Consider the following 11,491-nt stretch of genomic DNA (forward strand, 5'->3'; position numbering starts at 1 on the left):
ATCTCAAGATGACTCAACGGTGCTGCGTAAAATATACGATGAAACGCTGTTGCGCGGGGAAGCATACGAAAATCTTCGCAGCCTTTGTAAAGATGTTGGGGGCCGAGTAAGTGGCTCGCCCGAAGCGGCGGCTGCCGTTGAGTGGGGTCGACAACTGATGCAGCAGTATGGGTTTGATAGCGTTTTTCTTCAACCTGTAATGGTTCCCCACTGGGTACGTGGTCAGCAAGAAGTTGGGCGTATTGTTAATTCTCAGAAGTTAGGAACGCGGGAAGTAAATATTACCGCTCTTGGTAACGCGGTAGGTACCGGAGATGCGGGGGTACTGGCCAACATTGTTGAAGTTCATACTTTTGAAGAATTAGCCGACCTGGGCGAAGAAAATGTTAAAGGCAAAATAGTATTCTTCAACCGTCCGATGGATCAAACCCAAGTTCAAACCGGTTCAGCCTATGGTTTGGCAGGTAATCAGCGGCGCGGTGGTCCTTCGGAAGCAGCGAAATACGGTGCAGTAGGCGTAATTGTCCGCTCACTCTCCACAGCGTTTGACGATTATCCTCACACCGGAAGCACGGTCTACTCATTTAATATTCCCAAAATTCCAGCCGTGGCTATCAGTACGAACGATGCTGACTTACTTAGTAAAACACTGGAAGAAGAACCTACTCTTTCTTTCTATTTAGAGACTCACTCTGAAATGCTGGATGATGTACTTTCCTACAATGTGGTAGGTGAAATCACCGGAAGTGAATACCCGGATGAATACATCATTGTCGGCGGTCACCTGGATTCGTGGGATTTAGCCGAGGGAGCTCACGACGATGGGGCTGGAGTGGTTCATTCTATCGAGGTGTTACGCACGCTTAAGGCAATGGATTATCAGCCGAAGCGGACCATTCGGGCAGTACTATTTATGAATGAAGAAAACGGATTGGCGGGAGCGAAAAAGTACGCTGAATTAGCCGAAGAGAATAACGAACAACATCTGGCCGCAATGGAATCCGACGCCGGTGGGTTTGCTCCTCGCGGGTTTGGGCTGGATGTAAGCGAAGCCGCCTACGAGCAAATTCAGCGCTGGAAACCATTATTTGATCCCTACGATCTGCATAAATTTAATAAGGGCGGTAGCGGAGCGGACATTAGTGCTCTTAAGCCGCAAGGCGTAGAATTAATTGGATTACGGCCCGATTCTCAACGCTACTTCGATATGCACCATTCTGCACTGGATGTGTTTGAGATTGTTAATCGTCGGGAACTCTTGCTGGGAGCGGCTGCTATGACTTCATTGGTTTACCTGATAGACCAGTACGGCTTAACTGAAAATCAGCCTTCCGCCTCCGGGACCGGTGAGTAAAAAATAAACATTATTGTCCAACGATTTATTAGACTGCTAGTGGTAAAAATTTACCTCAATAGTACATTGTAAAGCGAAAGGTTCTTCTTAGTGCCACTTAGCATTAGCAAGTGGTTTTTTCTTACCCTCCTATATAAGAAGAGAAAACTCAGATAGATAGATTAATAGCATAAATGTATAAATAAATCTATTATATATTAAAATAATTAAACTAAAGTGCTTATTTTTACATTTTAATTGCTTAGAAGTACTAAGCTATTCTACAATAGACGAGTTAGTATGTATTACCAAATCAAGCGGTTAACGCTGCTTTTTTTTCTTCTTAATGCGACTTTTTCTTACGCCCAATTTGAGAAGCAAACACTGCTACAGGCTGATAGTGCTGAGGTAGTCAATAGTGAAAATTATCGCTCAATTGCTTTTTTAGATGCTGATCAGGATGGCGATGAGGATATTGTGGGGGAAGTTGTTTCAAGTCCAGCTTTTACCCCCATCAATATAAACTTTAATAGTTTGTTAGAAGACAATGCCCAAGGTTGGAATAACCTTCAGCAATCTCCGCAGGCAAATACCAGTATTGCTCTTATCGATGCCCAAGCAGAAGCTACCGGGGTAACTCTTACTTTGAAAACTAACTGGAATGGGGCTGGTCAGAGAGGATACGACGATGACCGGCGGGGTTTCTACCCTCGAGCAGTAACTCGATCTTATTATTTTACCAATGGCACCGAAGAGATAACTATTTCGGGGTTAGATCCAAGTCAGACTTATAAATTCAGCTTTTACGGTAGCTCTTTCTTCGAGGGAGAGCGAAGCGCAGTATACCGCATTGGCAGTCAACAAGCTGAATTGAACGCCTCATTTAATACGAATAGTATTGTTACAATTAGTAACGTGACACCCAGTAGCGCAGGAGTGGTTACATTGGAAGTTGCTAAAAAGGCAGGTTCTGACTTTGCATTCTTAGGGGCGATGGTGATTGAATTAAATCGGCTGGAACCTCAACAATATAAATTATTGACAAATAATGGGCGAACTCCATTTGCCCCCGGGTTAGTCATTGACGAAGCAGCTAATTGGTCATTTGGGAAAGTGGCTGATCTTAACCAAGATAACTATCCGGATATTGTGGCCTACGATACTGAAGAGCAGCAACTACTGTGGTACGAAAACCAAGACGGCGTAAGTTTTAGTAGGAAGGCCGTTAGTAGCGTAGATATTTCGTATATCAGCGAAGATCAAGTTTTTATTCTGGACATTGATCAAGATAATGCGCCGGATATTTTAATCAAAGAAGGCAATCAACTCTACTGGTACAAGCAAACAAATGACGCTTTTGCTGAGCGAGCACTGTGGGCCGAAGGTGGTAAGACTGATTTAGCTGATGCGCCAGTAGTGCGTGGTGATATTGATGGAGATAACATCCCAGATATTGTCTGGCACAACAATCAACAATTGTATTTCTTAACTAGCCAAGATGCCTACTCGCTAAACGATTCAATGAAAGTAGTAGGAGTAGATAGCCCAATAGCTCTTTCGGTAACGGACATGAACGGAGATGAAAAAGCCGATATAGTAATTACAGAAGAATACAACTGGACGGGAAGCTATCGCATTGGATACCTGGCGAATAGTGAAGGCGGTTTAGTAGGCACTCCAGTATTCTTACCAATCAATGAACCCAATTGGCTTAATCTTCGTCCCCACCGCTTGTTGGCAGACGATATAGATCAAGATGGTGATCTGGACTTTTATATTTACCTGACCCCTGAAACTGGTGGAATATTTCCTGCCCAAACCGGATGGCTCGAGAACCAGGGCAACTGGCAGTCAACGCAGTATCACGCGCTCAGCAACGCTGAAGCTCAGTGGACTGATATTGATCAGGATGGCGATCAAGACTTAATCAGCAATGCGGATAATTCAACCGGTATTGATTGGCTCGAAAACGCTAAAAGTGCCTGGGATAGTACTGTTTACCAATCGGTCAATCGTCCAGTGCTTGACAAAATTATCCACGTAGTTGCGGAGCGCACCAATGACGCACTTACTGGCTTAGCGGTTCAATCTACTCATTATGTAGCTGAAGTTACTCTTCAGCAGGGAAATATACTACCCCCCCAAATTCAAACGAAGCTGAATACGGCTACTGCTTCTTTTACTCAGGCTGACATTAATGCAGACGGAATAGCCGAGCTGTTCGTCACCGATGTAAATGCTGAAGGGTTTACCGTAGTACGGTGGAAGAATTCGGCTAGTGGACTAATTCAGGAGTTTGCTACCCACCGAGGAACACCCAATTCCAATAGTATTTTTGCATTAGAGAGTGGGTTACTATTTGCCCCCATAAACGAGGCAGGTGATCGGTATGGTTGGTGGAAACTTACCACCGGTAGGTTTGTACGAGTAGGAACGATAGAAGGGAAAGTTACACAATTGGTAGATATCAATGCTGATGGTGCTATTGATGTGCTGACCGATAGTGGTTGGTACCGTAATGCGTCGAATACGCAATTAGTGCAAAATACTACCGCTAAAGGAAATTACGCAACCGATATGGATGGGGACGGAGATGTAGATATTGTTGAAGCACCTGAAGCTGGTATCAAAACATGGTATGTGAACAATGGTAACGGCAGCTTCACTAGCAAAACCTTTGATATTGGAAGCGAAAAAGTGTTGGCCTTTGCTGATTTGAATAATGATGACGTTGCTGACGTTATTCAATCTTCTACAAACGGCTTAATTTGGCGAACGCACACCGACGGAAATGGTACATTCGGGGCCAGTATTATCATCGACAACTTTGCTGCGAGTCATATAAAAGCACTTGATATGGATGCTGATGGAGATATAGATTTAATTGCTCACAACCAAAAAGTAATTATAAAGTATAGAAATACTTTGCAGCATCAGGAAAATACAGAACCAAAAGTACAGCAAGCAATTGAAGATCAGGTAACTAAAACGGACACCATTTACCAATTTATGATACCTGATAGTGCTTTTAAAGATGACGATACCGGCGACGTACTTACTTATTCAGCTCAACTGAGCAATGAAGATGTACTGCCCACGTGGCTCACATTTACTAGCGCCTCCCGAACTTTTGCTGGTACACCGGCACTAAGCGATACTGGAACGGTAACTATTCAAATACAAGTTGCTGACTTAGAGGGAGCTACCGCTACTCAAGAGTTTGATTTATTAGTGGTAGTGGGAGATTCTACAAAGCTGGGTGACGGGGGCGAAGAACCACCGAACCCCATAACTGGAATTATAGATGAACCAAATTCAGCACTAATTCTGTACCCAAACCCAGTGGAGCAAGGGCAAGCTATCATCATCAAAAATTTACCAGTTTATGGGTTCACGGAAGGACGATTATACTCTACTCAGGGGAAAGAACTGATGAATATTAAGAGGGGAAGTCGGCAAATTGATAGCTCTTCGCTAACCTCGGGGGTTTATTTATTAGAACTGAGGGGTGGGCAACATATCTACCGTCGCCGAATTATTGTGAAGTAGCTTTCTTCATCAGAAACTGTACTTCAAAGAGAGTAAAAAGTTGCGTCCGGTCTCATCGGCAAAGTAGCGTAAACGATCGGTGTAATTGCGGTACGAAGTATTTAAAATATTTTGTGCCTGTAACCCAACTGTGAAGTGATCAACCTGACCTGACCACGCCAAATCAAGTAAAAAATACCCATCAGGTGGAGGAAGGATATCAAAGATAGTATCATTCTCGGCAAATAGGTTCTGTTCAGATGCTTCGACTTCTAAAATATCTCGGATAGGAATAGTTCGGGGTGCTTGAAATTGCCGAAAAGTATAATGCGCGCTAATGCTCCACGATGATTCATCCAGCATTCCCCACCTACCTCGCCTTTGGGATAGCTGATACCGCAGGTTAGCGGGAGGAAGTCCTACAAAGTATTCGCTATTGGTAACGTTCTTCGCCCATAAGTAACTTCCCTGAATTTTAGATGATAGATGGTGAGCATGCTCTAGTGTAGTGCTAGCATCTATGCCCATTAGTAAAGCATCATCTTGATCATAAATAAAAAAGGGAAAGGCACCACGAATAGTTTGGGTAATACCGGTTGGTTTAGTATAAATGTAGTTTTGGATGTAGTTAACGTAAGCAGTAATCTCAGTTTGCCGGTTTTCTTGGGTTGATTCGTAGGTGCCAATCCATTTAAATCCAACTTCAGAAAATACCGGATGCTCCTCTTGGGTCAGAATATCGTCAGTGCTAATAGAACCGTTCTCCTGAAAAGCGTATCGCCAAAGACCGTACTCAATCGATGCCTGATGACGGCCAAAACTGTATAATTCTGATATGTTAGGTGGGCGCCAAGCAGTACCCAAATTAGTACGGAGTGTTTCGTGATCGCTTAGCTGCTTAACCAATCCCAGGGTGGCGGTTACATTCTGAAATATAAGTTCGTTTCGGTAAATATCGTTATTCTGCTCCCGGCCACGAACCGACAAATTCTGATAATCGTAGCGAATGCCCCCTTCCAACCAGTCATCCCCCAACGGGCGACGCTCAATCAAGTATAAACCAATACGGTTGACGTTAAAGTTAGGAATGAAAGGAGTCGTATTTGTACCGGGTAAGTTGTTATTATCTTGAACTAAACCCTGCATCCCAAATCGTCCCTCCCATTGATAGAGGGAGGGGTGCTCCCAGGCAGCATCCAACGAGTGAGAGGTTAGAACCAAATCTATTGCCGGGCGCAGATTATTAGTCCCTCGGCGCACATCAAACTCTTGTCGGCGGTTATGTTGGAAAGCATACTGAACTTCAACGGATTGATTCTCCCCAAACCACTGTCCCCGCACTTTTGCCATGTTGTGGCGCACTCGCTGACGAGGATTCTCAATTTCGTAGGAAAACGGCTGAGTAAGTGGCGGGGGAGTTTGTTCAATAGCATTAACTAAATCGGTTAAATTTCCGGTTACCGCTCCGCGTAAAATACCTAGTTCTTGATCAAAATGGCTGAAGTAAGCTACCACATCAGTATTGCCCCAGTGCAAACGGGTAGTAAAAGCTCCGCTTTGCTCCCGCTTTCCAGTATTAGTAAGCTGATAATCCGGAGTGTGCAAGTCACCCTGACGAACTACGGAAGCCTGCCCCATCAGGGCTATGTGGTGGAAGCCCTTTTGCAATTGAACAGTTCCTTCGCCTGATCTACCGTTCGATTGACCTACCGCCTGGACTTCACCTTGTAGAGAAGTTAAAAAATCTAGTTTAGGTGGCTCAATCAGCAGTACACCACCTAAGGCTTCAGGGCCATAACGAACCGTGGCAGCTCCCTTAACAACTTTAATGTTCTTTGCTAAAGATGGATCAATTTCGGGTCCGTGCTCTGCCCCCCAATTCTGAAATTCGTGGCGAACACCGTTGTTTACAATGAGCACTCGATTGCTGTGTAAACCGTGAATAATTGGCTTCACAATATTCTGCCCGGTCTTTAGTACGGAAACCCCCGTAATTTCACCAGCCAAATCTCCCAATGACTGCGATTGATGAGTAGCCAGCTCTTGAGCAGATAATCCACTAACGGAGCTGGAAAAAAGTTCACCGGTCAGAACTTCTTCTTCTATCACTACGCTTTTAAGTACTAAGCTATCGGAAGCTAGAAGGATTTGAGGATTCTTATGGAATGGGTCGTGGTGATGAATTGCTGTTTTATAACCTACAAAAGAGATCACTAAGTCAAACTCTCGGTAGCATACCTGAGTAATTTTAAAGTGTCCAGCTTCATCGGTAACCGCCCCTTGCGTGGTTCCCTCTATTTGTATTGAAGCAAACGCTAACGGCTGTTGGTTACCAATATCAAGCACTCGACCTTCCACTTGGTATTGACACGAGTCAGGAATATTCTGAGAGAACCCAACTACGGTTGAGCAAATAGCTCCCACTAACAGTATAAATAGCTTCATTCGTGGCAAGCTTGGCATTGCCCTTTTACCAGTAGAGCTACCTCATTAATCTGATAGCTTTTGGGAAGCGAAACTTCTGGTACCAAATGCTCTGGTAAACACTCGGTCCGTCCGCAAACAGTACAGGTAAAATGAATATGGTCGGAATGATGAGCGGTTGCATTCACCTGTTTATCGGTAAGCTGCTGTCGGATGTCTTCGGAAAAACCAAAATAGGCTAGCTCACCATCGTGAGGAATGAGATGTAAAATTCTCTTTTCAATAAAAGTGTGAAGTGTCCGGTAAAGCGTTACCCGATCGTACTGAGGCAACTGATTTTCTAAATCTTTGGCAGATAAAGCATAATTAGATTTCAAGAAAAGTCCAACAACATCACAACGTCCGGTAGTGATGCGAAGCTGATGGTTGTGTAGTATTTCTTTTACTGCCGTAGCATTCATGCCAGCAAAGGTAATAAATATGCAAATAAGTTGCATCACTATAGGCTTGCTTCTACATCAAAAAAATATGCTTTTTTGTTTATCAACTAACCACTTTAGAAAAATTCTGAATAAGCCATCCTGACGAACAAGCCCAAAACGATGTAGTTCTCAGTTTAGATTGGTAATAACATCTATTTATGGCTTCACTAAAGAAGATTATAATGGCTTTACCAGCGCTGGTTGTTTTCCTACTAGTTAGTGCAGTACTGCTTGAGCTTGCCTGTATCTACGGTCTGACTCATTCATTGCTCGCGGGTGCAACTGCGGATATCAGTGTCTATCTACTGATTATTGTAGTATTAGGAGCCATGATAGCCATTGGCCTGACAGTAGGAAACCATTTGGCTAAATTATGATAATTAAAAAACAAGAACTAAAAATCTAATGAATACTAAAAAGCAGACCCGAAAGGAATTCTTAACTGACGCTAGTAAACTGGGTGTAGCGGCGGTAATTGGAGGTACTTGGCTCAGTGCCTGCGGATCATCTTCCGAACAATCAGAGAACTACTCGCAGAAGGATGACGATGCTACCATGGCTATACAACAGGAAGCGGAAGCAGAAATAAAAGCGGAATCTCGCATTGATGACTTAGCCGGCACCGATGGATGCAATGATCTATCTGGCCTTACCGAAAGGGAAATAAGTATGCGAGAGCAACTTGAGTACATTGCTCAAAGTGAAGATCCAAAGCAGGTGTGCAAAAACTGTCGCTTCTGGCAACCGGCTCAGCCCGGTGATAACTGTGGTGGCTGTCAACTAATTAAGGGACCTATTCACCCGAATGCTTGGTGCAAGTCGTGGATGGCTTTGGCCGCCGGAGAAACCCAAAATGTAGTGGAACCTTCGTGAGGAAGTATTATTGAGTTTAAAGTTCAGAGTTCAAACTTACATAACTTAAAACTCTGAACCTTAGCACCACACACTATAACACAAAACAAAATATTTATGAGAAAGAGAAAACAAACCCGAAAGGAATTTCTAACCGATGCAAGCAAACTGAGCGCGGCGGTTTTAGTAGGGACTACCTGGCTTAGTGCTTGTTCTAGTCCATCTGGTCAATCAGAATCAGCTAACACAATGGAGGAGCCAGCTACTGAACCGGAGCCTGCCGTGGAGGAAACAAAACCAGCCCCCACCCAATTAGAGGCTAATGCCTGCGATGATCTGTCGGGATTGACCGAGCAGGAGATTGCGATGCGAGAGCAGCTTCAGTACGTAGCGCAGAGCGAAAAGGAGAATCAAGTGTGCACCAACTGTCGCTTCTGGCAACCAACTGAGCAAGAAGGAACCTGCGGGGGCTGTCAACTGATTAAAGGACCTATTCATCCGAACGGTTGGTGCGCCTCGTGGGTAGCCATGCCTGCTGATGCTTCGTAAGTAGTATTGTAAAGCTCGTGTGTTCCGGTGTTCAAGCAAGGTTAGTAGTTTTGAACACTTGAACACCGTTCCACGGCAGCTTGAATACTAAATTTAACTAAGATCATTGCAGCTTTAGATATCTGCCCCTACCTTCGTAGCTGATTTGAGAAGTTGGCTGCCCCATATCGCCTTTAGCCTGTGTGCATTGATGAGCCTGAATATTTTGGCAATTCCGTTGACGTACCTGGATTTTACGCTACGTCAGGATTACTACGCCAATGTGCTTTGTCAGAATCAAGATCAGCCTATTGCGGTCTGTGGGGGGCAGTGTTTTGTAGATAAACAGGTAATGCTACTACAGACCACCACTCAACCTTCTTCGGACGCTGCTCCGATGGCTCCTACTTTAGAAATTGATTTGTCGGTATACGTAGCGAGCCAGCTACTGCACTTTACTTCTAATCAGTATCTATCTGAGTCTTCTAGCTACTCAAATAGATCCATTTCCTCTTCCACCGATCATCCGGTATCAGTTTTTCACCCACCCCAAGGGTGAACTGCCTTTTTTTAATTTTCCGATAAAAATAACAACGTAATCACCATACTACCTGCTACCAAGGTTGGTAGTGAAGAGTATGTAGTTCGCGTCTATTACTGCGTAGCAGTTAAATACTACTAAAAATGAAAATTCAAAATATTCTTTTAGGGTTAGCTCTATGGTTAACAGCTGCTCAAGCTACATTTGGGCAAAGGCATAACTCAGTTGCCGAGAAAGATTTGCTAGAGATTCAAAAGCTAGAGAGCGATCTGATAGCGGGAAAACATACCAAGGTAATGAATCAGGTGTTCGGCACCCCCCAATATAATATTCAAACGATTGGCATTTTGGTATACGATGGGGTGAATGATCTGGATATGATGGGACCTCGCTACGTTCTAGGGGGAATGGGAGTAAGAACGGAGCTAATTGCAATAGAATCCGGACACGTTAAAACGATCAAAGGAATTGAAATTGTGCCCGATAACGTTATCGATTCAGTTAACCAATTGGATATATTAGTAATTCCGGGTGGATTTCAGCAAACCCTAAAAGCTACCTATAACCAGCGTATCTTAGACTGGATACGAAAAATTGACGAAAGCAGCACGTTTACTGCTTCAGTTTGCACCGGAGGATGGATACTCGGGGCTACCGGATTACTGGAAGGAAAGAAGGCGACAACCAATTGGTACCAAGCCGAAGAGATGCTTAACAAGTACGGAGCTACTTTTACCAACGAACGGTTTACCCGCGATGGAAAGTATTGGACTTCGGCCGGAGTAACCGCTGGAATGGATATGTCGTTAGCGATAATGCAGGAAATTTGGGGCGAAAACTATACTCAAGCTCAAATGCTAGATATGGAATATGATCCGGCCCCACCAATAGCGGGCGGAAGTCCCAAGAAGACCGATGCCGTAGTCCACTGGATGTTAAAAAGCATGTACGATGCTGGACTTACGACATTATTAGATAGTTTAGAAAACGCAAATAAAAATTAATAATATGAACCGATTACTCACCGTTATCGCTTTAATAATCTTTTTAGTTGGCTGTCAAACTGCCTCAAATAAGGAAACACCCGCTAATCTCTCTGAAGCTCAGGAAATTTATGCGGAAGCAATGGAGGTTCATGATGAAGTAATGCCCCGTATGGGCGAACTCATGCAGTTACGACGAGCAATAGAGAATAAGGTGGATTCGCTAAATCAAATAGATTCTGCTGCCTACGCTGACACAGTGCAGTACATGCAGTTCGTAGTTCGAAATCTACAGTATGCCGACCAGGGCATGATGCAATGGATGCGCAACGTAAAAAAGGTGCCCGGATTAGAGGAAGCCCAAACGGCCTATCAAGGCGAAATGGAAATGGAAGAAGCGGATACTACTAACATCGTTCAGGTTCAGCGAAGCCAGAAAACGGCCATTGAGCAGGTAAAACAGCAGATGGAAAGTAGTATTAAAGAAGCAAAATTGTTAGTGAATAATGATTGATAATAAATGAATAATAAAACATATATTCATTAACAAGCATTAAACACATGCGAGCTGTTACTATCTTATTTATACTGGGGCTAAGCTATTCAGGGTTGTGGGCGCAATCCGTTCGAGTGATTGGTGCCATGAAGCAGGTAAAGCAATTGGGCGACCTAGATGGGCAAGTACAGCTAGATACCTTAATTGGGCAGAATCTCTACGCAATAGGTCCAGTAGCTCATTTGCGGGGAGAGAGTCTGCTTTGGAACGATACGACTTATGTTTCTCAGGTCATTGAAGAGGAAAATATCGTAGAAGTTATTC

11 protein-coding genes are annotated in these 11,491 nt (G+C 43.9%); 9 read left to right on the forward strand and 2 right to left on the reverse strand.

The genetic code is table 11. The features are described from left to right. Together WBA23_RS19775 and WBA23_RS19780 are read left to right on the forward strand one after the other, a co-directional pair. Nucleotides 1–1,354, forward strand: a 1,354-nt coding sequence (locus tag WBA23_RS19775; RefSeq protein WP_424584008.1) for a M20/M25/M40 family metallo-hydrolase, incomplete at its 5' end; no start/stop codon positions are given. Between the two features lie 279 nt (nt 1,355–1,633). Beyond that, a complete protein-coding gene (locus tag WBA23_RS19780) occupies nt 1,634–4,882 on the forward strand; it encodes an FG-GAP-like repeat-containing protein (RefSeq protein WP_424584009.1) in 3,249 nt (1,082 codons plus the stop codon). Nucleotides 4,883–4,891: 9 nt separating this feature from the next. Here the strand turns inward: WBA23_RS19780 and WBA23_RS19785 are convergent, their stop codons facing one another. Together WBA23_RS19785 and WBA23_RS19790 are read right to left on the reverse strand one after the other, a co-directional pair. Further along, entirely contained in the window at nt 4,892–7,306 is a 2,415-nt protein-coding gene (locus tag WBA23_RS19785; RefSeq protein ID WP_424584010.1) for a TonB-dependent receptor, read from the reverse strand. Continuing rightward, nucleotides 7,303–7,782 (reverse strand): Fur family transcriptional regulator, encoded by a 480-nt coding sequence (locus tag WBA23_RS19790; RefSeq protein WP_424584011.1) that lies wholly within the window; start codon nt 7,780–7,782, stop codon nt 7,303–7,305. The genes WBA23_RS19785 and WBA23_RS19790 overlap by 4 nt, the downstream gene beginning before the upstream one ends. Nucleotides 7,783–7,925: 143 nt before the next feature. Here WBA23_RS19790 and WBA23_RS19795 point away from each other — a divergent pair, with 143 nt between their 5' ends. The 7 genes from WBA23_RS19795 to WBA23_RS19825 all read left to right on the forward strand — a co-directional run. Beyond that, nucleotides 7,926–8,144: a hypothetical protein gene (locus tag WBA23_RS19795; RefSeq protein WP_424584012.1), complete on the forward strand. Its 219-nt coding sequence runs from the start codon at nt 7,926–7,928 to the stop codon at nt 8,142–8,144. 28 nt (nt 8,145–8,172) lie between these two features. Then, nucleotides 8,173–8,640 (forward strand): high-potential iron-sulfur protein, encoded by a 468-nt coding sequence (locus tag WBA23_RS19800; protein WP_424584013.1) that lies wholly within the window; start codon nt 8,173–8,175, stop codon nt 8,638–8,640. A gap of 96 nt (nt 8,641–8,736) precedes the next feature. Next, nucleotides 8,737–9,168, forward strand: coding sequence for a high-potential iron-sulfur protein (locus WBA23_RS19805; protein ID WP_424584014.1), 432 nt, complete (start codon nt 8,737–8,739; stop codon nt 9,166–9,168). 145 nt (nt 9,169–9,313) lie between these two features. Continuing rightward, entirely contained in the window at nt 9,314–9,706 is a 393-nt protein-coding gene (locus WBA23_RS19810; RefSeq protein WP_424584015.1) for a hypothetical protein, read from the forward strand. A gap of 125 nt (nt 9,707–9,831) precedes the next feature. After that, a complete protein-coding gene (locus WBA23_RS19815) occupies nt 9,832–10,692 on the forward strand; it encodes a DJ-1/PfpI family protein (protein WP_424584016.1) in 861 nt (286 codons plus the stop codon). Nucleotides 10,693–10,696: 4 nt separating this feature from the next. Beyond that, entirely contained in the window at nt 10,697–11,185 is a 489-nt protein-coding gene (locus WBA23_RS19820; RefSeq protein WP_424584017.1) for a hypothetical protein, read from the forward strand. A 47-nt stretch (nt 11,186–11,232) separates the two neighbouring features. Continuing rightward, on the forward strand, nt 11,233–11,491 hold a 259-nt coding region (locus tag WBA23_RS19825; RefSeq protein ID WP_424584018.1), incomplete at its 3' end, for a hypothetical protein.

The organism is Tunicatimonas sp. (genome assembly GCF_049647865.1).
In the GTDB taxonomy this organism is placed as follows: domain Bacteria; phylum Bacteroidota; class Bacteroidia; order Cytophagales; family Cyclobacteriaceae; genus Tunicatimonas.

Coding starts and splice junctions, on each gene's coding strand:
- WBA23_RS19805 (WP_424584014.1), top strand. CDS start 8,737: ATGAGAAAGAGAAAACAAACCCGAAAGGAATTTCTAACCGATGCAAGC.
- WBA23_RS19780 (WP_424584009.1), top strand. CDS start 1,634: ATGTATTACCAAATCAAGCGGTTAACGCTGCTTTTTTTTCTTCTTAAT.
- WBA23_RS19785 (WP_424584010.1), bottom strand. CDS start 7,306: ATGAAGCTATTTATACTGTTAGTGGGAGCTATTTGCTCAACCGTAGTT.
- WBA23_RS19795 (WP_424584012.1), top strand. CDS start 7,926: ATGGCTTCACTAAAGAAGATTATAATGGCTTTACCAGCGCTGGTTGTT.
- WBA23_RS19800 (WP_424584013.1), top strand. CDS start 8,173: ATGAATACTAAAAAGCAGACCCGAAAGGAATTCTTAACTGACGCTAGT.
- WBA23_RS19790 (WP_424584011.1), bottom strand. CDS start 7,782: ATGCAACTTATTTGCATATTTATTACCTTTGCTGGCATGAATGCTACG.
- WBA23_RS19820 (WP_424584017.1), top strand. CDS start 10,697: ATGAACCGATTACTCACCGTTATCGCTTTAATAATCTTTTTAGTTGGC.
- WBA23_RS19815 (WP_424584016.1), top strand. CDS start 9,832: ATGAAAATTCAAAATATTCTTTTAGGGTTAGCTCTATGGTTAACAGCT.